The organism is Phyllobacterium sp. 22552 (assembly GCF_052044585.1).
GTDB lineage: Bacteria > Pseudomonadota > Alphaproteobacteria > Rhizobiales > Rhizobiaceae > Phyllobacterium > Phyllobacterium ifriqiyense.
On record NZ_JBQENG010000005.1, the window covers coordinates 264,273 to 284,800 of the forward strand.

Annotated in this window: 18 protein-coding genes; 11 read left to right on the forward strand and 7 right to left on the reverse strand. The window is 54.5% G+C overall.

Features of this window, described 5'->3' with window-relative positions:
- Positions 1-58: 58 nt before the first annotated feature.
- Positions 59-1,003 carry a substrate-binding domain-containing protein gene (locus ACTJI9_RS14200; protein ID WP_115053711.1) on the forward strand — a complete coding sequence of 315 codons (945 nt, stop codon included), beginning with the start codon at positions 59-61 and terminating at the stop codon, positions 1,001-1,003.
- A 328-nt stretch (positions 1,004-1,331) separates the two neighbouring features.
- Here the strand turns inward: ACTJI9_RS14200 and ACTJI9_RS14205 are convergent, their stop codons facing one another.
- Positions 1,332-1,805 (reverse strand): hypothetical protein, encoded by a 474-nt coding sequence (locus tag ACTJI9_RS14205; protein ID WP_336441958.1) that lies wholly within the window; start codon positions 1,803-1,805, stop codon positions 1,332-1,334.
- A 212-nt stretch (positions 1,806-2,017) separates the two neighbouring features.
- On the opposite strand from ACTJI9_RS14205, the gene hemP reads away from it, so the two are divergent.
- From hemP to ACTJI9_RS14240, 7 genes are all read left to right on the forward strand, one after another.
- Entirely contained in the window at positions 2,018-2,173 is a 156-nt protein-coding gene (gene hemP, locus ACTJI9_RS14210) for a hemin uptake protein HemP (protein ID WP_307276008.1), read from the forward strand.
- 38 nt (positions 2,174-2,211) lie between these two features.
- Complete coding sequence (locus ACTJI9_RS14215) at positions 2,212-3,252, forward strand: hemin-degrading factor (protein WP_307275932.1); 1,041 nt, start codon at positions 2,212-2,214, stop codon at positions 3,250-3,252.
- Position 3,253: 1 nt separating this feature from the next.
- Positions 3,254-4,141: a heme/hemin ABC transporter substrate-binding protein gene (locus tag ACTJI9_RS14220; RefSeq protein WP_440808784.1), complete on the forward strand. Its 888-nt coding sequence runs from the start codon at positions 3,254-3,256 to the stop codon at positions 4,139-4,141.
- 14 nt (positions 4,142-4,155) lie between these two features.
- The gene (locus tag ACTJI9_RS14225; protein WP_440808786.1) at positions 4,156-5,259 is read left to right on the forward strand and encodes a FecCD family ABC transporter permease; all 1,104 of its coding nucleotides are present in this window, start codon (positions 4,156-4,158) and stop codon (positions 5,257-5,259) included.
- A gap of 2 nt (positions 5,260-5,261) precedes the next feature.
- A complete protein-coding gene (locus ACTJI9_RS14230) occupies positions 5,262-6,053 on the forward strand; it encodes a heme ABC transporter ATP-binding protein (protein ID WP_115053708.1) in 792 nt (263 codons plus the stop codon).
- Between the two features lie 263 nt (positions 6,054-6,316).
- Positions 6,317-10,093: a methionine synthase gene (gene metH, locus ACTJI9_RS14235; protein WP_440808789.1), complete on the forward strand. Its 3,777-nt coding sequence runs from the start codon at positions 6,317-6,319 to the stop codon at positions 10,091-10,093.
- A gap of 13 nt (positions 10,094-10,106) precedes the next feature.
- The gene (locus ACTJI9_RS14240; RefSeq protein WP_440808791.1) at positions 10,107-11,054 is read left to right on the forward strand and encodes an NADP-dependent oxidoreductase; all 948 of its coding nucleotides are present in this window, start codon (positions 10,107-10,109) and stop codon (positions 11,052-11,054) included.
- A 3-nt stretch (positions 11,055-11,057) separates the two neighbouring features.
- On the opposite strand, the gene ACTJI9_RS14245 is transcribed toward ACTJI9_RS14240, so the two are convergent.
- Together ACTJI9_RS14245 and ACTJI9_RS14250 are read right to left on the reverse strand one after the other, a co-directional pair.
- Positions 11,058-11,885, reverse strand: coding sequence for a helix-turn-helix domain-containing protein (locus ACTJI9_RS14245; protein ID WP_115053705.1), 828 nt, complete (start codon positions 11,883-11,885; stop codon positions 11,058-11,060).
- A gap of 113 nt (positions 11,886-11,998) precedes the next feature.
- Positions 11,999-12,895 carry a bile acid:sodium symporter family protein gene (locus ACTJI9_RS14250; RefSeq protein ID WP_337354808.1) on the reverse strand — a complete coding sequence of 299 codons (897 nt, stop codon included), beginning with the start codon at positions 12,893-12,895 and terminating at the stop codon, positions 11,999-12,001.
- 295 nt (positions 12,896-13,190) lie between these two features.
- On the opposite strand from ACTJI9_RS14250, the gene ACTJI9_RS14255 reads away from it, so the two are divergent.
- The 3 genes from ACTJI9_RS14255 to ACTJI9_RS14265 all read left to right on the forward strand — a co-directional run bounded on the left by ACTJI9_RS14255 (position 13,191) and on the right by ACTJI9_RS14265 (position 16,308).
- On the forward strand, positions 13,191-14,411 hold the full coding sequence (locus ACTJI9_RS14255) for an MFS transporter (protein WP_115053703.1): 1,221 nt from the start codon (positions 13,191-13,193) through the stop codon (positions 14,409-14,411).
- A 212-nt stretch (positions 14,412-14,623) separates the two neighbouring features.
- Positions 14,624-15,550, forward strand: coding sequence for an ABC transporter ATP-binding protein (locus ACTJI9_RS14260; protein WP_440808795.1), 927 nt, complete (start codon positions 14,624-14,626; stop codon positions 15,548-15,550).
- The gene (locus tag ACTJI9_RS14265) at positions 15,547-16,308 is read left to right on the forward strand and encodes an ABC transporter permease (RefSeq protein WP_115053701.1); all 762 of its coding nucleotides are present in this window, start codon (positions 15,547-15,549) and stop codon (positions 16,306-16,308) included. Before ACTJI9_RS14260 ends, ACTJI9_RS14265 begins: the two co-directional genes overlap by 4 nt.
- A gap of 209 nt (positions 16,309-16,517) precedes the next feature.
- Here ACTJI9_RS14265 and ACTJI9_RS14270 read toward each other — a convergent pair whose 3' ends face one another.
- From ACTJI9_RS14270 to ACTJI9_RS14285, 4 genes are all read right to left on the reverse strand, one after another.
- Positions 16,518-16,952 carry a TA system VapC family ribonuclease toxin gene (locus ACTJI9_RS14270; RefSeq protein WP_336441950.1) on the reverse strand — a complete coding sequence of 145 codons (435 nt, stop codon included), beginning with the start codon at positions 16,950-16,952 and terminating at the stop codon, positions 16,518-16,520.
- A complete protein-coding gene (locus tag ACTJI9_RS14275) occupies positions 16,952-17,179 on the reverse strand; it encodes a CopG family transcriptional regulator (protein WP_115053850.1) in 228 nt (75 codons plus the stop codon). The genes ACTJI9_RS14270 and ACTJI9_RS14275 overlap by 1 nt, the downstream gene beginning before the upstream one ends.
- A gap of 83 nt (positions 17,180-17,262) precedes the next feature.
- Entirely contained in the window at positions 17,263-17,979 is a 717-nt protein-coding gene (pdeM, locus tag ACTJI9_RS14280; RefSeq protein ID WP_370878655.1) for a ligase-associated DNA damage response endonuclease PdeM, read from the reverse strand.
- Positions 17,976-20,495, reverse strand: a complete 2,520-nt coding sequence (locus ACTJI9_RS14285; protein ID WP_440808800.1) for a ligase-associated DNA damage response DEXH box helicase — start codon at positions 20,493-20,495, stop codon at positions 17,976-17,978. Before ACTJI9_RS14285 ends, pdeM begins: the two co-directional genes overlap by 4 nt.
- Positions 20,496-20,528: the final 33 nt, after the last annotated feature.

The window sequence follows — 20,528 nt, forward strand, 5'->3', positions numbered from 1 at the left end:
AAAGGGGCCACCCACCGAGCCGAAATCAAGGCCCGAACGAAAAATTGGGAGAGAACAAATGCGTAAACTCATGATGGGTCTGGTGGGGGCGGCACTCGCCTCGACAATGACCTTCGCCTACGCGCAAGACAAACAGGTCAATATTGCCGTGTCGATTCCGGCGGCTGACCATGGTTGGACCGGCGGCGTTGTCTATCACGCTGAACGTGCCGCCAAATTGCTTGAAAAAGCCCATCCGGGTCTGAAGATCACTGTGAAGACTTCGCCTGACGGCGCTTCGCAGGCCAATGCCCTGGAAGATTTGACCACACAGGGCATGGACGCTCTGGTGACCTTGCCGCACAATTCGGATGAATTGACCGACCCGCTTCGCCAAGTCAAGGAAAAGGGCATCTTCGTCACGGTTGTTGACCGCGCGCTTTCCGATCCGACAGTTCAGGACCTCTACGTTGCTGGCAACAATCCGGAGCTTGGCCGCGTAGCGGGAACCTATCTGAAAGACACATTGAAGACCGGTGATGTCGTGGTTATCCGCGGCCTTCCTATCGTTATCGATGAAGAGCGCCAGAAGGGCTTCGACGAAGCCATTGCAGGTAGCGGCATCAAGGTACTCGACAAGCAGTTTGGTAATTGGTCGCGCGATGACGCGTTCAAGGTCATGCAGGACTATCTGACCAAATTCCCGAAGATCGATGCGGTCTGGTGCCAGGATGACGATATGGCCGTTGGCGTTCTTGAAGCCATTAGCCAGGCAAAGCGTACCGATATCAAAATGGTTATCGGTGGTGCGGGCATGAAGGACATGATCAAGCGTGTTGCTGATGGCGATACAATGACGCCGATCAACGTGCTTTATCCACCTTCAATGATCGCAACTGCAATGGAACTGACCGTTGCCAATTTCTACGATCAGGTTCCGGTTCGGGGCAGCTATATTCTTGATGCAACACTCGTCACCAAGGATAATGCCGCTGAATTCTATTTCCCTGATTCACCATTCTGATCAGACACATGAATGAAGCTGGAAAAGGCCCTGCGAGGGGCCTTTTTTGCAACAGCGTTTTGCAATAGCTACTAGCCGCCAGCCTATCTTTACGATCAACTGGGACATTGCACTGATGCTGTGCGTGGTTCGACGGGGCTCACCATGCGGAAAGTGAAGATTTGGCAGGGAGCTGGTTTTGAGACGTTTCGGGCAAGACGTTTCAGGTAGATGTGCAACCCACTACTTTCCTCATGGTGAGCCTCGTCGAACCAAGCACTAGATCAATGGCCTCTTCCGCCCTCCTGAGCTTGTCGGAGGGCGAACCACGCACAGCATCAGTGCAATATCAACTTCCAAATTGAATACCGGATTTTGTGGTAGGATTCAGCTGCCGGATGCAGGCTTTCGGGTCTATCCCGGCTCCCGCGCATTCCGTTGAATCATTCACCAGAACACGCGTTATTTTCGTGCAATCAAGCTCACCAAGATCAAAGCGGCGCACTTTGGTTTTTCCCTGCGGCAGTTCTTTGAAATCCAGCACGGTGATACGGTCGACCACCTGAGCCTGATTGAACAGCGCGACCTCAAAACCCACCTTGTCCAAGGCCACGCCAAGACTATTGGTAACGACAAAGGTTAGCCGGCAGCCCTTTTCCGAAGGCTGCAGTGCATTCAGCTCCAAGGTCAGCGCCGGTGGGGCACTTTCCTGCGCTGGCGCAATGTCTGCTGCGGCGAGAACCAGCAATCCCGTTGCGGCAAGCAGGCCGAGGGAATGCCGCGTCAGAAACCTTATAAAATGGCCCTGTGTATTGTGCACCATGACGTCCATTTCCTGATCACAGTTTTGTCAATTCTGAAACATGACTCATTGACTCTTATTTAATTTGAGTAATAAAGATGAAACTTGTAGTCAAGTTTAAATAGAGGGGTCTTGGACCAACCATCACCCTTTGAGAAAGGCACGAAAAGGCCATTGCCATGTCGCGACGCCAAATCATCGATCTGCAGGTTCGCCTTCCTAACATGACGCCCATGCGAGCAGACTATAGCCGCCCCGTACAATCAGATATCCGCGTGTTTGGCAGTGATCTTCTATTCGACGGATCAAGCGAAGTCGGCATTGAACATGCCGGCTCGCTCTATCGTTTGAAAATCACCCGCCAAGGCAAACTCATCCTGAATAAATGACCCAGCAATCGATCACCAACGTTACGAATGGTAATAAAATGACACCCGAAGCGATCCGCCAGGCAAGAATAGACAATCCCAAAATGCGTGAGCGCGATCTGGCGCAGCAGTTGACTATATCCGAAGCTGATTTCGTCGCCGCCTATTGCGGTATCAGTGCAACCCGTATCACACCACAGATTGAAACATTCCTGACCGAGATCGAAGCTCTCGGCGAAGTCATGGCGCTTACCCGCAATGAAAGCGCCGTTCATGAAAAGATCGGCGTCTATGACAAGCCCATCGTCGGCAAACATGCCTCGATGATGCTCGGCGAACAGATCGACTTGCGCCTGTTTCCCAAATCCTGGGCGCATGGTTTTGCCGTTGAGAAGGACGATGGCGATGTGGTTCGCCGCAGCCTGCAATTCTTCGATGCTGCAGGCGAAGCCATTCACAAGATTCATCTGCGCCCCGCTTCCAATCTGGAAGCCTACACAGCTCTGGTGGCAAAGCTGAAACTGGAAGATCAGTCCCAGACGATCGAGACCACCGAATTGCCGAAGCTCGAGCAGAAAAAGCGGGAGCTTGAAGAGCTCGATACTGCCGGCCTGCGGGATCGCTGGACCCAGATGAAGGATGTGCACGAGTTTTTCGGCATCCTGAATTCACTGGAAATGACCCGTCATCAGGCGGTACAGGTGATTGGTCAGGACTATGCCTGGCAGCTGGATAATGATGCGCTGACGGCAATGATACACCATGCGGCACAGGAAGCATTGCCGATCATGTGCTTTGTTGGCAATCGCGGCTGCATTCAGATTCATTCCGGCCCGGTCCAGAATGTCAAACCAATGGGTCCATGGATCAACGTCATGGACGAAACCTTCCATCTGCATCTGCGTACCGATCATATTGCCGAGCTTTGGGCCGTACGCAAACCGACCAAAGATGGTCACGTAACCTCTCTTGAGGCCTATGGTGCGGAAGGCGAGATGATCATCCAGTTCTTTGGAAAACGTCATGAAGGTTCTCATGAACGTCCCGACTGGCGCAATCTCGTGGAGAGTCTGCCTCGCCTGATGCGTGTGGCCGCATAAAATGACCAAGTCTGTCAAATTAGCTGCTCTTGCCGGGATTTTCGGGGTTCTGGCTCTTTCCAGCCATGCATTTGCCAAGGAAGTCTCGGGGTCGCTACCCGATACCAGCCGGGTCGTATCCATTGGCGGCTCGATCACCGAGATCATCTTCGCACTCGGAGAACAGGGCCGTCTCGTCGGGCGCGATACGACCAGCGTCTATCCAAAGGAAGCATTTGCGCTGCCTGATGTCGGATATATGCGGGCTTTGTCGGCTGAAGGTGTTCTTTCGATCAATCCGACTGCGATTATTGCCGTGGAAGGCAGCGGCCCGGAGCAAGCTGTCGATCTTCTGAAAAAGGCCAGTGTTCCTTTCGTTTTCGTTCCTGAAAATTACACGGCCACAAGCGTTTCGGAGAAAATCCGGATCGTCGGCAAAGCGCTCAGCGTTGAAGACAAGGCCAAAAAGCTTGCGGACGATGTTGAAGCCGATCTTGCTGCCGCTCGGGCTGAAACGAAAGACATCAAAACCCGCAAGCGCGTTTTGTTCGTTCTCAGCATTCAGGGCGGAAAGATTCTGGCTGCTGGCGACCATTCAGCTGCAAACGGCATCATTAAACTCGCAGGCGCAGACAATGCTGTCGAAGGTTTTACCGGATACAAGGCTTTGAGCGATGAAAGCATCCTGCTGGCAAAACCCGATGTGATCCTGGTAATGGATCGCGGCGACAATCACGCGACAGTCGACAAGGAACTGCTTGCCAATAAGGCGATTGCCTCAACACCAGCAGGTGAGAACAAAGCAATCATACGTATGGGCGGGCAATATCTGCTAGGCTTTGGGCCACGGACAGCGAGTGCAGTTCGTGACTTGTCCAAGCGACTTTACGGCGACGCAGTAAGCCAATGAGCGAGGCCATTCTCATGAAACCTGCTTCCCTGCGCTCAGAACGGGGCAGCAGGAAAGGCCGGGCGGATGGCGACCGGTCTTTTCTGGCCAGGTTCGTAATCGCGTTGCTCGGCTTGGCGTTTGCCGTGACTTTCATGTTCAGTCTCACGGCCGGAGCCTCTGATGCATCAGTGGTTTCCGTTGTCGGATCATGGTTTCAGACAGGCAATAGCGGCACAGACGCTTTGTCGGCGCGCGATAGCATCATCATCTATGATATTCGTCTGCCCCGTGTCATTCTGGGCTCGCTGATCGGCGCTTCGCTTGCCGTCTCCGGTGCCGTCATGCAGGGGCTTTTCCGCAATCCGCTAGCCGATCCTGGCATTGTCGGCGTCTCCTCCGGGGCTGGCCTTGGAGCGCTTAGTGTGATCGTGCTCGGCAATACGGTCTTGGCACCCGTCATGGCGCTTCTGGGCCTATATTCGCTGCCGCTCGCCGCTTTCGTCAGCGCCTTGGCATTCACCTTCATACTTTACACGGTTGCCACGCGGCGCGGCCAAACCTCCATCGCCACCATGCTTCTCGCAGGCATTGCCCTTGGCGCCATGGCGACAGCCTATATGGGCGTGCTTACCTATATTGCGGACGATCGCCAGCTTCGCGATCTGACCTTCTGGCTATTGGGATCACTGGCCGGAGCAAGCTGGATGAAAATCGCCGCAACAACTCCGTTCATCGTGGTTGCATTGCTCGTATCGCCCTTTTTGGCGCGCGGCCTTAATGGTCTTGCCTTGGGCGAGGCGACAGCCAACCATCTCGGCATTCCGGTGCAGCGCTTCAAGATCATAGCGATCATCGCCGTTGCGGCAGCGACAGGCGCTTCCGTGGCCGTGAGCGGTGTTATCGGGTTTGTCGGCGTGGTTGTCCCCCATTTGCTGCGGCTCGTCATCGGACCCGATCACCGCTATCTTCTGCCCGCATCGGCGCTGTTTGGAGCCAGCCTTTTGCTTTTGGCCGATGCTGTCAGCCGGACAGTCGTTGCGCCCGCAGAACTGCCGATAGGTATTGTCACGGCGGCTGTCGGGGCTCCAGTCTTCCTTTGGATATTGCTGCGCAAACGCGGCATTCTGGATTTATAACAATGATTCACGTCTCGGACTTAGGTGTTCATCTGGGCAAGACCCAAATCGTGCACAATGCAAGCTTTGACGCTTTGGCCGGAGAGATCACTGTCATTGTTGGGCCCAATGGTTCGGGCAAAACCACGCTTATGCGCGCGCTCTCGGGTGATTTGCTCTATAGCGGGACAGCCACCATCAACGGGCATTCCCTGAAACATTTAAAGCTCTGGCAGATGGCGGCAATGCGCGCCGTCCTGCCGCAATCCACCACGCTGGCATTTCCATTTACGGTCCGTGAAATTATCAAGCTTGGACTGACGAGCGGCCGCTCACTTGGCACCGTAAAGAATGTTGAACACCTGCCTGACGAAGCTCTTGAAATGGTTGACCTTGCCGGATTCGGCGGTCGTTTCTACCAAGAGCTTTCCGGCGGTGAGCAGCAACGTGTTCAACTTGCCCGCGTATTATGCCAGGTTTGGCAGCCGGTACTGGATAATCAACCGCGCTTTCTCTTTCTCGATGAGCCCGTCTCAAGCCTCGATATCAAGCATCAGCTGATCATCATGGAAATCGCGCAATCCTTTGCCAAACGCGGCGGCGGTGTGATCGCGATTCTTCACGATCTCAATTTGACCTCCATGTATGCGGATCGCGTCATTGTCATGCATAAGGGTCATGTGGATAAGGTAGGAGCGCCGCAGGATGTCCTGACTGACGAGCGCATTTTACGTGTTTATGAGTGCGCGCTCAAAGTGGGTGTCCTGCCAGCGGGACAAATGCCATTTGTTCTGCCGCAGTCCGCCGCCATCTGACAGTTAACCGACATTGCAATGAAGCTATGCGTGCTTCGCCCTTCGAGAGGGTTAGGAGGGCGGAAGAGGGCATTGATGTAATGCGTGGTTCGCCCTTCGACTAGCTCAGGAGGGCGAGCCATCAGAGCACGGGAAAACACGAAAAGAACGCCCTGTTCAACTACGACATTTTATGCCGCTTGCAGAATTGATTTGTTGACATAAACATATCTTTATGTGAACCTTAAACCTCATCCCAGTGTTGGTTTTGAGGCGTTCGAGTTATGAATAATGCGGTTGATAATCTCTTCGGTCCCATGGGCGCGCCACGGGACGGCAGGGAAGTTTTTGCAGCGCTGACAAAGGCTGCCAAAGAACGCATATTGATTCTCGACGGCGCTATGGGCACGCAGATTCAAGGTCTCAGCCTCAATGAGGATGATTTTCGCGGCGACCGGTTTGGTGATTGCTCATGCCATTTGCAGGGCAATAATGACCTTCTGATTCTCACCCAGCCACAGGCGATTGAAGATATCCACTATGCCTATGCGATGGCTGGTGCCGATATTCTGGAAACCAATACTTTTTCGTCGACCACCATTGCCCAGGCTGACTACAGTATGGAAGAGGTCGTCTATGAGCTGAACCGCGACGGGGCGAGGCTTGCGCGCCGCGCGGCCATCAAGGCGGAACAGAAGGATGGACGCAAGCGCTTCGTGGCCGGTGCCCTCGGCCCGACAAATCGCACCGCCTCCATGTCTCCGGATGTGAACAATCCCGGCTATCGCGCTGTCACCTTCGACGATCTGCGCACTGCCTACGCCGAACAGGTTCGCGGTCTGATCGATGGCGGTGCAGACATCATCCTGATCGAGACCATTTTCGATACGCTCAATGCCAAGGCGGCAATTTTTGCCACCAATGAGGTGTTCGAAGAAAAAGGTATCACCCTGCCGGTGATGATTTCCGGCACGATCACGGATTTGTCGGGACGCACGCTTTCGGGCCAGACCCCCACCGCCTTCTGGAATTCAGTGCGCCATGCGCAGCCATTCACCATCGGCCTCAATTGTGCTTTGGGCGCCAATGCCATGCGCGCACATCTGGCGGAAATTTCAAACGTAGCCGACACATTCGTGTGCGCTTATCCCAATGCCGGTCTTCCCAATGAGTTCGGTCAATATGATGAAAGCCCCGAAGCCATGGCGGCGCAGCTTGAAGGCTTCGCCAGCGAGGGCTTGCTGAATATTGTTGGCGGCTGCTGCGGCTCGACACCGGAGCATATCAGGGCCATTGCCGAGGCAGTGAGCAAATATCCGCCGCGCAAAATACCTGAAATTGAAACCCATATGCGCCTGTCGGGTCTTGAACCCTTCACGCTGACCAAGGAGATTCCTTTCGTCAATGTGGGCGAGCGTACCAATATCACCGGCTCGGCGAAGTTCCGCAAGCTCATCACCGCTGGCGACTATGCAACAGCCTTGGATGTGGCGCGCGATCAGGTGGCGAACGGCGCTCAGATCATCGACATCAATATGGATGAGGGCCTGATCGACAGCGAAAAGGCGATGATCGAGTTCCTTAATCTGATTGCCGCTGAACCGGACATTGCCCGTGTTCCTGTGATGATCGATTCGTCCAAATGGGATGTTATCGAGGCTGGTCTGAAATGCGTGCAGGGCAAGCCTCTGGTCAACTCCATTTCCATGAAGGAAGGCGAGGAAGCCTTCATCGCCTATGCCAAAAAGGTTCGTGCCTATGGCGCTGCGGTTGTGGTCATGGCCTTCGATACAGAGGGGCAGGCCGATACGCTGGAGCGCAAGGTCGAGATCTGTACCCGCGCCTATGAGCTTTTGACCAAAGAGGCTGGCTTCCCGCCGGAAGATATTGTGTTTGATCCCAATGTCTTTGCTGTCGCAACCGGCATCGAAGAACATAATGGCTATGGCGTCGCCTTTATCGAGGCGACCAAACAGATCACCGAAACCTTGCCGCATGTGCATATTTCCGGCGGCATTTCCAATCTGTCCTTCTCGTTCCGTGGCAATGAGCCGGTGCGCGAGGCCATGCATGCGGTGTTCCTCTATCACGCCATTCAGGTCGGTATGGATATGGGCATCGTCAATGCGGGTCAGCTCGCGGTTTACGAATCCATTGATCCGGAACTGCGTGAGGCCTGCGAAGACGTGGTGCTCAACCGGCGCGATGATGCAACGGAACGCCTGCTCGATCTGGCAGAACGCTATAAGGGCGCGGCTGGCAAGGAGGCGCGCGAGCGCGATCTTGCATGGCGCGAGTGGACTGTCGACAAACGTATTGAACACGCGCTTGTCAACGGCATTACCGAGTTCATCGACGCGGACACAGAGGAAGCCCGTCTTGAAGCAGAACGCCCGCTGCATGTCATCGAAGGGCCGTTAATGGCCGGAATGAATGTTGTCGGCGATCTTTTCGGCGCCGGCAAAATGTTCCTGCCGCAGGTGGTGAAATCCGCCCGTGTGATGAAACAGGCCGTTGCCTTGCTCCTGCCCTATATGGAGGCGGAAAAGCTTGCCAATGGCGGCACGGGCGAGCGCGAAAGCGCCGGTAAAGTGCTGATGGCGACGGTGAAGGGCGATGTCCATGATATCGGCAAGAATATTGTCGGCGTCGTGCTTGCCTGCAATAATTACGAGATCATTGATCTGGGCGTCATGGTTCCGGCCACGAAAATCCTTCAGACCGCACGCGAGCAGAATGTTGATATTATCGGCCTGTCCGGCCTGATCACGCCATCGCTGGATGAGATGGTGCATGTCGCCGCCGAAATGGAGCGCGAAGGCTTTGACATTCCATTGCTTATTGGCGGCGCAACCACCAGTCGCGTGCATACGGCTGTCAAGATCAATCCCCGCTATCATCAGGGGCAGACGATCTATGTCACCGATGCGAGCCGCGCGGTCGGCGTTGTTTCGAACCTTCTGTCCGCAGATATCAAGCCGGGCTATATTGAAACCATTCGCGCCGAATATGCCAAGGTTGCCGATGCCCATGCGCGCAATGAGGCCGACAAGCAGCGCCTGCCTCTGGCGAAAGCCCGTGCCAATGCCCACAAGGTTGATTGGTCAGCTTACACACCGCCAAAACCGGCTTTCATTGGCACCCGCATATTCGAGAATTATGATCTGGCCGAAATTGCCCGTTATATTGATTGGACACCCTTCTTCCAGACATGGGAGTTGAAGGGTCGTTATCCGGCAATTCTGGACGATGAAAAACAGGGCGCCGCCGCCCGTCAATTATTCGATGATGCGCAGGCAATGCTCAAGAAAATCATTGCTGAAAAATGGTTCAACCCCAAGGCCGTCATCGGTCTTTGGCCAGCCGGTGCAGTCGGTGATGATATTCGCGTCTTTACCGATGAAAACCGCAATGAGGATCTGGCAACCTTCTATACGCTGCGCCAGCAGCTATCCAAGCGCGATGGCCGTCCAAACGTTGCTTTAAGCGATTTCGTCGCCCCTCTCGATAGCGGCAAACAGGATTATATCGGTGCCTTTGTCGTCACCGCTGGTATTGAGGAAATCGCCATTGCCGAACGCTTTGAGCGCGCCAATGATGATTATTCGTCCATTCTGGTCAAAGCTTTGGCCGACCGTTTTGCCGAAGCTTTTGCCGAGTTGATGCATGAGAATGTGCGCAAGGACTATTGGGGCTATGCCCCGGATGAGGCACTTGCGCCCGATGAGCTGATCGGCGAACCCTATCGCGGCATCCGTCCGGCGCCCGGTTATCCGGCGCAGCCGGATCACACGGAAAAGGAAACGCTCTTTCGCATTCTTGATGCGGAAGCAAAGATCAATGTCCGGCTCACCGAGAGCTATGCCATGTGGCCGGGTTCTTCCGTTTCCGGCATTTACCTTGCGCATCCCGAATCCTATTATTTCGGTGTCGCCAAGGTGGAGCGCGATCAGGTCGAGGATTATTCGCAGCGCAAATCCATGCCGATTGAAGAGGTCGAGCGTTGGCTTGGGCCAATTCTCAACTATGTTCCTCAGCCCCGCATTTTAGCGGCGGAATAGCTTGGAGATCATCATGCGGGCAGCAGCAGTGCAGTCATTTGGCGCAAAGGTGGAACTGATTGACGTTCCAAAGCCGCAGCCCGGTAAAGATCAACTTCTGGTCAAAATTTCTGTCGCCGCAATCAATCCATTCGACTGGAAAGTGGCAAACGGCATTCTCAAAGGCAAGGCGCCGCATGTTTTTCCCTTGATCTTGGGTAATGACGCAGCGGGTGTGGTCGAATCCTGCGGTGAGGACGTTACTGGTTTTGCCGCGGGCGATAGAATATTCGGCCAGTTTCTGCATATGCCGCTCGGCGAGGGCCCTTATGCGGAATATGCGCGCGTGCCCGCATCGAACCTTTTGATAAAATTGCCAGAAGCCCTCACTGTCTTTCAGGCGGCCGCCCTTCCCACTGCCGGAATGACGGCGCTCCAAATGGTCGAAAATCTTGATCTGCCAAAGGGCGCAACCATTCTCATTGTCGGCGCTACAGGCGGCGTCGGATCATTTGCCGTGCAATTGGCGGTGGCTCGCAGCCTGAAAGTCATTGCAACCGCCCGCCCTGCAAAAGCCGCCGCGACGATTAAGCTCGGTGCCATTGCCACGATTGACCACACTGCTTCGCCTGCTAGCGAACAGCTGCATAAGCTCTATCCAGGCGGCATTGACGGCTTGATCGACCTGATGAGCAATGCTGCGGAGTTTTCCGCGCTTTCAGCACAGGTCAAACAGGGCGGAACCGCCTATACAACAGCCTTTGTGGCCGATGATGAAGAGTTGCAAAAGCGCTCACTCAAGGGCGGCAATTTTGAACTCGCCGCCGATCAAGCTCTTCTAGAGCGTCTTGTCGATCATGTGGTTGCAGGCCGCGTGGTCGTGCCGGTTGATCAGATCATTTCACTGGACGAAGTACCGGAAAATATCGAACAGAGCCGCGCGGGCCGCTCTGCCGGTAAAACGCTTATCAAGTTCGATTGACGTCTAAAGTCTTTGATGAAGATAGGCGCGGGGCGGCGTTCCAAGCATCCGCTTGAACATCGTTGTGAATGCCGGGACGCTGTCATAGCCGAGATCAAGCGCAACACTTGTCACCGGTTCACCCGCTGTCAGTCGTGGCAAGGCGGCGAGCAGACATGCTTGCTGACGCCAGGTGGAAAGACTCAAACCCGTTTCCCGCTTGAATATGCGGGTAAATGTGCGCCTGCTCATGCCAAGCTCATCGGCCCAATGATCAATATTCGTATGCGGCGATGGGCTTTTGAGAAAATCATGACAAAGCGCTGCCAGGCGGCGATCATCTGGAAAGGGGAGACCCAGCGGCCGTTCGGGTAGATTTGGAATCTCGTGCAATAGCAAGCCCATGACAAAGGCTGCCCGCGTATTGGCAGTGGCATCCGCTGGCAGGTTAACGGCCTCCCGGATCAAGCTGTCCATCAGCGGCGTCAGCCCCACCACATGGAGGTGCCCTTTCAATCCATCCACAGCCTCTGGCCGCACATAGATCGACTGCATGGAAACGTCACCAAACATGTCGACAGCATGTTCAATCCCTGCAGGCAACCATAAGGCATGGTGTGGAGGAACCATCCACCGCCCGAACTTGGTTGTGACCATCGCCACACCCGCTATAGCGTGCAACAATTGCGACTGGTTGTGATAATGACGCGCGATATGATGTCCCGCCGGATAGGCTGTTGCAAGCGCAAGAACATCTCCTTCCGCCTGATCCAGCCACGTCAACCGGAGCTGGTGCAGGTTCTCCAGCTCCATTCCGGCAGAGTTCGTACCCGGGAAGGTTTTGTAACGCATGGATTTGGCCCACTTACGAAAGAAGTAGACCAAACCATGAAAACGAGGCTGGCTCAACTGCTAAAGGCTTGCCGATCCTGGAGCATGTTTGTCGAACCCATGAGCCGCCTGTTTCACATAGGATCGACAAAAGTCACTTTTCCAGCAGCTTTTTGCCGCGTCTTCAGCCAGTAGCCAAAGAGAGCGGCCGTGACAAAGGCGATCAGCCCATAAATTGCTGCGGGGACAGCCATTGTAGGATTGTTGAGGAGAAACGGGCTGAGCGCTATGGCGATGGCAAGCGTGCCGTTGTGAATACCGATCTCCATGCCGATTGCGGTCGACTGGCGGTTATCGATACCAACTGCCCTTGGCACGAAATAACCAATAGCGAGACTGACCAGATTGAATGTCAAAGTCGCGAGTCCGACTATCGGCGCCCAAATCTGGAGTGTTTCCCATTCCTGCACAAGCGCGACCAACACGACCATCATCAGAAATACCAGAGACAATATCTTGACGGGCCGTGCCATATTGTCGGCAAAAGCAGGAAAGCGGTGGCGTATCCACATACCAATGATCACCGGCCCGAGCACAATAATGAATACTTGCATCACTTTGGCAAACTGCAGCGGGATCGCTTGCCCTTCTGAGAAAAAATGCGCCAGCGACCAATTTACGATCAGCGGCAGAGTTATGATCGAAAGTGCGGAATTGATTGCAGTAAGAGAGATATTCAGCGCAACGTCCCCGTCAGCAAGATGGCTATAGAGATTGGCGGACGTGCCACCGGGGCTGGCTGCCAGAAGCATCATTCCGACGGCAAGTGCGGGTTCGAGATTGAATAGATAAATAATCGCAACACAGGCCAAAGGCAGAATGAATGTCTGGCAGACAAGTGCTACCAGAACCGCTTTGGGTGCCTTGAGCACCTTTTGAAAATCTTCCAAGGTCAAGGCCAGCCCAAGACCGAGCATGATAATGCCCAGCGACACAGGCAGGAATATTGTCAGCGCAAGACTATTTTCCATAGTTCCCCCTCACATATGTTTCCCGAGCACCTGATATGCTTCAGGAAAGAACGTTCATCACTCCCCAATGAACGACCCCCACTCAACGTTATATTTATTTCGATTTCAATGAGACTAAAGTCCAGTGGTCGTACATAGGCTGTATCCAGTCGAAATATCGCACGACCATGTACATTTGGCCCACCTGCGAAAGAAATGGACCAAACCACGAAAGCAGGTTCCATGCAATTTCTGTATGAGGATGAGCTGAGCGTCGCAACCTCGCTTATCCGCTCATAGTTGATGGACCAGTTTAATGACCGATACAGCCATGCCCGCGCAGCGTTCCGCTGCCGAAACAACCGTCTTCGCTATTATATTCGCCGTCAGCTTCTGTCATCTGCTCAATGATATGATGCAGTCGCTACTTGCGGCCATCTATCCGATGCTGAAAGAGAATTATGGCCTGAATTTCAAGCAGATCGGCATTCTGACCCTTATTTTTCAGGGGACTGCCTCCCTGCTTCAGCCTCTTGTGGGAACCTATACGGATAAGCGCCCCATGCCCTATTCACTGCCGGTCGGGATGGCCTTTTCGCTGGCGGGTCTCGCCACGCTTTCGTTCGCCACCCATTATGCAATGCTGCTCGTCGGGGCCGCCTTGATTGGCATAGGCTCTTCCATATTCCACCCGGAATCCTCGCGCGTTGCCCGGCTTGCTTCCGGTGGCCGGCACGGGCTTGCCCAGTCGCTTTTTCAGGTTGGTGGAAATTTCGGCACAGCCCTTGGCCCATTGCTGGCAGGCTTTATCGTTTTGCCCTATGGCCAAAAGAGCATTATCTGGTTCTCGGCCGCTGCACTGCTTGGCATGATCATTCTTTATCGTGTGGGTAGCTGGTATCAGGATTACCGTGTTGCCAATGCCAAGAAGACCCAGCCAAGAAAGATTGTGAACCTCACGCGCGGCAAGATCATGATGTCGCTGTTCATCTTGACCCTGCTGGTCTTTACCAAGAATATTTATATGGTCAGCATTTCCAGCTATTACACTTTCTACGTCATTCACAAGTTCCAGATTACGGTGCAGCAGTCTCAGATGATGCTGTTCCTGTTCCTTGGTGCAGCCGCTGCCGGGACCATCCTTGGCGGACCTATCGGCGACAGGATTGGCACAAAGGCCGTGATCTGGTTCTCCATTCTCGGTGTTCTGCCATTCACGCTTATGATGCCTTATGCAAACCTGTTCTGGACCGGCGTGCTGACCGTCATCATCGGCTTCGTTCTTTCCTCCGCCTTTTCTGCAATTGTCGTGTTTGCGCAGGAACTGGTTCCCGGTCGGGTTGGAATGGTAGCCGGTATCTTTTTCGGTTTTGCCTTCGGCATGGCCGGGCTTGCGGCGGCTGTGCTCGGTTTCGTCGCCGATAATAAGGGCATCGATTTTGTATATCAGATTTGTGCCTATCTGCCTTTCCTCGGCTTGCTGACCATCTTCCTGCCAAGCATGCGAGAAGTCCGGGGCGAGATTGCAAAAGCCTAAGATCAGGACCTGACAATCTTTAAAAAAGGGGAAGCCTTTGCGTGGCTTCCCCTTTTTGTTTTTGGCTACTGACGCCATTTGTCAGCAGGGTGGTTTGAAATTCCTTTTTCAACACCATATAAGGAACGTCATTTCCTAGATGCTTCACATCAGGCGATCTGATTCATGTGTCAGTGTTCAGATTGCATAAAGTTTCCTTCCGGATACAAATCATGTCATCAGCAATCTCCGTCTCCAGCGTCAACAAGACCTATGAATCCGGGTTTCAGGCGCTGAAAAATATCAATCTTGAAATCCGTCACGGCGAGATCTTTGCCCTGCTTGGGCCAAATGGCGCGGGCAAGACGACGCTGATCAGCATAATCTGCGGTATCGTCAATCCGACATCGGGCACAATTCTCGCCGATGGTCACGACATCATCAAGGAATACAGAGCCTCCCGCACCAAGATCGGCCTTGTGCCGCAGGAGCTGACGACTGATTCCTTTGAAACAGTCTGGGCAACAGTCAGCTTCAGCCGGGGCCTTTTCGGCAAGCCTGCCAATCCGGCGCATATCGAAAAGATCCTGAAAGAATTGTCTCTCTGGGAGAAGAAAGACTCCAAGATCATGACCCTTTCCGGCGGCATGAAACGCCGCGTCATGATTGCCAAGGCATTGTCGCATGAGCCGGAAATCCTGTTTCTGGACGAACCGACTGCCGGTGTGGATGTCGAGTTGCGCCGCGATATGTGGAATGTGGTTCGGGCATTGCGGGAGTCCGGTGTCACCATCATCCTGACCACGCATTACATCGAAGAAGCCCAGCAGATGGCCGACCGTATCGGCGTCATCAATCACGGCGAGATTATCCTGATCGAGGAAAAGGATGAGCTGATGCGGTCTTTGGGCAAGAAGCAGCTTCGGCTCCAACTGTCCGAAACGCGTCAGGATATTCCGGCAGCGCTGGAAAAATACGGGCTGGAACTGTCGCAGGATGGCGACGAACTGGTCTATACCTATGACACGCAGAAAGAGAGGACCGGCATTACTTCATTGCTCAAGGACCTCGACAAGGCATCTGTCCGCTTCAATGACATTCAGACAAAAGAAAGCTCACTTGAAGAAATCTTCGTGAGCCTGGTGAGAGAACGCAAATGAACCTCTATGCGGTCAAAGCAATATATTTGTTCGAAATGCACCGTACATGGCGCACGATCATGCAGAGCGTTATTTCGCCTGTCGTGTCGACCAGCCTGTACTTCGTCGTTTTCGGTTCCGCGATCGGCGGACGTATTCCCGAGATCAGCGGTGTCAGCTATGGCGCATTCATCGTGCCGGGCCTGATCATGCTGTCGCTGCTGACCCAAAGCATTTCCAATGCTTCCTTCGGCATTTATTTTCCGAAATTTGTCGGCACGATCTACGAGCTTTTGTCGGCGCCCGTCTCCTATGTGGAAATTGTCATTGCCTATGTCGGGGCCGCCGCCACGAAATCCATCATCCTCGGCTTGATCATTCTCGCCACAGCAGCGCTGTTCGTTCCGCTGCGTATCGAGCATCCATTCATCATGCTGCTGTTCCTCGTCCTGACGGCGGTGACTTTCAGCATGTTCGGCTTCATCATCGGCATATGGGCGGATGGTTTTGAAAAGCTGCAACTCGTGCCGCTCATGATTGTCACGCCGCTGACCTTCCTTGGGGGCAGCTTCTACTCCATCGACATGCTACCGCCATTCTGGCAGACGGTGACGCTGTTCAACCCGGTTGTCTATCTGATCAGCGGCTTCCGTTGGAGCTTCTATGGCCTTTCCGATGTGCATATCGGCACCAGCCTTGCCATGACTGCCGTATTCCTTGTGGCCTGCATGCTGATCCTGCGCTGGATTTTCAAGACAGGATATCGGTTGAAGAGCTGAGGCTAAAGCGCTTGGCGTTTTGATTGAATCAAAACGGTGCTCCAGGGAGACGCAGTGATTTTGCATGAATTTGATGCGTGCTTCGACAAGCTCAGCATGAGGGAGGTAGTGAGTTGCAAAATCTCAGAGCTAGCTTCCTGCCAATCTCTAGTTCCTCATGCTGAGCTTGTCGAAGCACGCATTACCAATTTGCCGGTCACTTGGCCTGCCTACTGATCTATGACATGGAGGCAACCCTTGCCTCCATCTACAGCATCCGTTACCAGCCTCCGGTCGAATGTCGCCAGTTGGCCGCCTCGCATACGGGCGAGCGCGAGCAGATAAGTATCCGTAACCTGGCTGAAACTGAGAAGCCTTGTTGGATCAATAAGGTCAGAACTTACAAAGCTTAAATCATCTTGCCAAAAGACGTGTCCGGGCAAAGCTGTCAGGCTGGAAAGTAGCGGCATGACCGCCGCCGGTGTGCCGGGGGAATTCGGGTAGCGTGGATTGCCTATGATCCTCAGCACACCGTTCTGAGTCAGCGGAGACGTTGCCCACGACGCTTTGCCTACACGATCAAACCACTCATGTGCTGCATCATGATGGACATGTACCGGGTCGAATAAGGCGATCAGTACATTAACGTCGAGTAGGAACGCCATTATGGCAGCTCATCACGAAGCTGATTGACGAATTCCATTGTTACCGGGGTGTTGTCTTTTATCCGAAGCAGAGGCACGCCATTTCGCTTATCTTTCCCCATGCCTGGAGTCTGAAGCGACTGACGAGCCAGCGTCGAAATCACCTCTCCGACAGTCTTGTGCTGCCTTGCAGCCAATCCTTTAGCCGCCGCAAGTACATCATCATCTATTGCCAGTGTCGTTCTCATTTTCGTGCCCTGCATCACGCATCAAACATCTCGCATCAGATATAAGGCATTTGTTTGATTTTTTCAAACAGCAAAGCCAGCACTCAAATATAAAGCGCCTTGGCGGTCATAGGATAGACCCGCTTGCTGCCAAGCATATAGGCGATGATGGCCTGTGCATCGAACAGCCCGTGAAATGGCCGTCCGAGAATATTCATGCCGCCCGTATAGGCGCCGAAAGCCGGCATGATCATGCGGGAGCGATCGCTGACGAAACAGCGGCGTTGCACCGCCTGTCCACGGCGCACCACTTTGGCGGCTGGATGCAGATGCCCGGCGATCTCGCCGGGGCAGGGGCGTTTGGAGGGTTCATGCCGGAAGATCAGATTACCGAAAGCCAATTCGGTAAATGTTTCACCCGGAAGCTCCGCAGGATGGTCCGGATCATGGTTTCCCGTGATCCATACCCATTCGCGTCCAGCCATAAGCGAACCGAGCTGCGCCGCATATTGCTCCGGCAAGCGCGCAGCCGCCTCTCCATCGTGGAAACTGTCACCAAGGCTGATAACGCTGGCGGGATTGTAGCGCGCGATCACCCGCCCCAAGGCGGCAAGCGTTGTTGCCGTATCATAGGGCGGCAGCATCATGCCGCGGCGCGCAAAGGATGAGCCCTTCTCGAAATGCAAATCCGATACGACCAGAATCCGGTCATCTTCCAGATACATAGCGCCGGAAGGGTCGCAAACGCATCTATGCCCGGCGACAACCATTTCGGCCGCCCCATGCAACATAGTCTTGGTTATTTGCGATACGAGATTCATGAATGGTCCGACATTTCCCGGGTCAATTCTTCGGCGATTTCTTCAAGCAAGGTTTCATGCGCTTCGCCGGGAACACGTTCCTTGCCGATTTCCATCATGACTGGAACGGCCAGCGGCGAAATCTGGTCCAGATCCTTATGGATGATATGGCCTTTGATTCGCCCCAGCATATCGCTGAGGCGGCGAATGTCCAGAAGTCCGGTCGCCGCATCGGCGCGGGTTGCCTGAATGAGAATGTGATCCGGCTCATGCTCCCGCAGCACATCGTAAATCAGATCGGTGGAAACCGTCACCTGCCGCCCGGTCTTTTCCTGTCCGGGATGCCGCTTCTCAACGAGACCGGAAATCAGCGCGCAGTTGCGGAAGGTTCGTTTCAGCATGAAGCTTTCCGACAGCCACGCTTCCAGATCATCGCCCAGCATGTCTTCATCAAAGAGTTCCGAAAGCGGTAGCTCGCCCTTTTTGAACATGCGGCCCATGTCGCGCAGGCCCCAGATCGACAGCGCATAATCGGTGGCGATAAAGCCGAGTGGCCGCGCCTTTGCCCGCTCCAGCCTGCGCGTTAAAAGCATGCCCAGCGTCTGATGCGCCAGCCTGCCTTCAAAGGCATAGATCACCATATAGGATCGCTCGCCGCGCGGAAATGTTTCCACCAGAAGGCTTCCCGGTTGCGGCAGCACGGATTTTTCCTTCTGGATCCGCAGCCAATCGCTCACCTGATCGGGCAGCGCGCCCCAGCGAGCCGGGTCCGCCAGAATATTGCGCACCTGATCGGCGAGATAAGTAGTCAGCGGAAATTTGCCGCCCGCATAAGACGGTATCTTTGCGTCAAAACCATCCGCCTTTGACACAATACATTCGTTCTCGCGTATTCCCTCAAACCGCAGCACGCGGCCGGAAAAGAAGAATGTATCGCCGGGGCTGAGCGCCTCGATAAAATGCTCTTCGACTTTGCCAAGCACCGGCCCGCCGCGCACATTGCCGCCCTTGCCCCGCTGCCGTGTCAGCCGCACATTGAGCGAAGGCGCTTCAATGATTGTCCCGACGTTCAAACGGTATTGCTGGGCGACACGCGGATGCGTCACCCGCCATGAGCCATCCGCCGCCTGCCGGATTTTCGCAAAGCGTTCATAGCTTTTCAGCGCATAGCCACCCGTCGCGACAAATTCGATAATCCGGTCAAATGTATCGCGCGGCAAAGCGGCATAGGGCAGGGCGGTGGTGACTTCCGCATAAAGCTCATCCGCCTGAAATGGATCGGCGCAAGCCATGCCCAGCACATGCTGGGCCAATACGTCCAGCGAACCTTCGCCCAAGGCTGGCGTATCCTGCGCCCCGATATAATTGGCATCGAGCGCCGCCTGACATTCCATAACTTCGAAGCGATTGGCTGGAACCAGTATCGCCCGCGATGGCTCATCCATCCGGTGATTGGAACGCCCGATCCTTTGCGCAAGGCGACTCGCGCCCTTTGGCGCGCCTACATGAATGACCAGATCGACATCACCCCAGTCAATACCAAGATCGAGCGTCGAAGTCGCAACCACGGCGCGCAAGGCATTGGCAGCCATCGCCTGTTCCACCTTGCGCCGCTTGCTTACATCGAGTGAGCCATGATGCAGCGCAATCGCCAGATTATCCTCATTGGCCATCCAAAGATCGTGAAACAAGCGCTCCGCCTGACTGCGCGTATTGACAAAGATCAGCGTCGTGGCGTGCTGTTTGATTGCTTCATATATGCCCGGCAAAGCATAGACCGCCGAATGTCCCGCCCAGGGAACCCGGTCTTCCGTTTGCAAAATGGTGATATGCGGTTTTGCACCGCCTTCAACCTTGACCAGACTTGCCAAGGGCGAGCCATCGGTTTGCGGCACAAGCCAGCCGCGCAATTCATCAGGGTCGGCAACGGTTGCCGACAGGCCGATTGTCTGCAATCCCGGTTGCAGGCGGCGCAATCGCGCCAGTCCCAGCGATAGAAGATGCCCGCGTTTCGATGTTACCAGCGAATGCAATTCATCAAAGATGACATAGCGCAAATCTTCGAAAAACCGCCCTGCATCCTTGGCCGCAATCAGCAGTGCCAATTGCTCCGGCGTAGTCAGCAATATATCGGGCGGCGCCAGCTTCTGCCGCTGGCGCTTATGGGCAGGCGTGTCGCCGGTGCGCGTTTCAAGCCTTATGCCAAGCCCCATTTCTTCGATAGGTTTGGCAAGATTGCGCTGAATATCGACGGCCAGCGCCTTGAGCGGCGAAATATAGAGCGTGTGAATGCCGCGGCTCGCTGCATTGCTTTTGCCGCGCTGGGCTAAATCGACCAGCGAGGGGAGAAAACCCGCCAGCGTCTTGCCCGCACCGGTTGGGGCAATCAGCAGGGTCGACTGCCCTGCCTGCGCCGCCTCAAGCAGTTCCAGCTGATGGGCACGCGGCGACCAGCCCTTGGCCTGAAACCAGTTCAGGAAAAGCGGAGGCAAAAGGGCGGAGCCGGTGTCGGCGGTGGGTGCTTTGCTGATTTTCACTGGGGCGAATGTAGTGGTCCGGCATCAAAGCGC

Coding starts and splice junctions, on each gene's coding strand:
- ACTJI9_RS14260 (WP_440808795.1), top strand. CDS start 14,624: ATGTCATCAGCAATCTCCGTCTCCAGCGTCAACAAGACCTATGAATCC.
- ACTJI9_RS14265 (WP_115053701.1), top strand. CDS start 15,547: ATGAACCTCTATGCGGTCAAAGCAATATATTTGTTCGAAATGCACCGT.
- metH (WP_440808789.1), top strand. CDS start 6,317: ATGAATAATGCGGTTGATAATCTCTTCGGTCCCATGGGCGCGCCACGG.
- ACTJI9_RS14270 (WP_336441950.1), bottom strand. CDS start 16,952: ATGGCGTTCCTACTCGACGTTAATGTACTGATCGCCTTATTCGACCCG.
- ACTJI9_RS14240 (WP_440808791.1), top strand. CDS start 10,107: ATGCGGGCAGCAGCAGTGCAGTCATTTGGCGCAAAGGTGGAACTGATT.
- ACTJI9_RS14250 (WP_337354808.1), bottom strand. CDS start 12,895: ATGGAAAATAGTCTTGCGCTGACAATATTCCTGCCTGTGTCGCTGGGC.
- ACTJI9_RS14255 (WP_115053703.1), top strand. CDS start 13,191: ATGACCGATACAGCCATGCCCGCGCAGCGTTCCGCTGCCGAAACAACC.
- ACTJI9_RS14230 (WP_115053708.1), top strand. CDS start 5,262: ATGATTCACGTCTCGGACTTAGGTGTTCATCTGGGCAAGACCCAAATC.
- ACTJI9_RS14205 (WP_336441958.1), bottom strand. CDS start 1,805: ATGGTGCACAATACACAGGGCCATTTTATAAGGTTTCTGACGCGGCAT.
- ACTJI9_RS14245 (WP_115053705.1), bottom strand. CDS start 11,885: ATGCGTTACAAAACCTTCCCGGGTACGAACTCTGCCGGAATGGAGCTG.
- hemP (WP_307276008.1), top strand. CDS start 2,018: ATGCGAGCAGACTATAGCCGCCCCGTACAATCAGATATCCGCGTGTTT.
- ACTJI9_RS14215 (WP_307275932.1), top strand. CDS start 2,212: ATGACACCCGAAGCGATCCGCCAGGCAAGAATAGACAATCCCAAAATG.
- ACTJI9_RS14200 (WP_115053711.1), top strand. CDS start 59: ATGCGTAAACTCATGATGGGTCTGGTGGGGGCGGCACTCGCCTCGACA.
- ACTJI9_RS14225 (WP_440808786.1), top strand. CDS start 4,156: ATGAAACCTGCTTCCCTGCGCTCAGAACGGGGCAGCAGGAAAGGCCGG.
- ACTJI9_RS14275 (WP_115053850.1), bottom strand. CDS start 17,179: ATGAGAACGACACTGGCAATAGATGATGATGTACTTGCGGCGGCTAAA.
- ACTJI9_RS14220 (WP_440808784.1), top strand. CDS start 3,254: ATGACCAAGTCTGTCAAATTAGCTGCTCTTGCCGGGATTTTCGGGGTT.
- pdeM (WP_370878655.1), bottom strand. CDS start 17,979: ATGAATCTCGTATCGCAAATAACCAAGACTATGTTGCATGGGGCGGCC.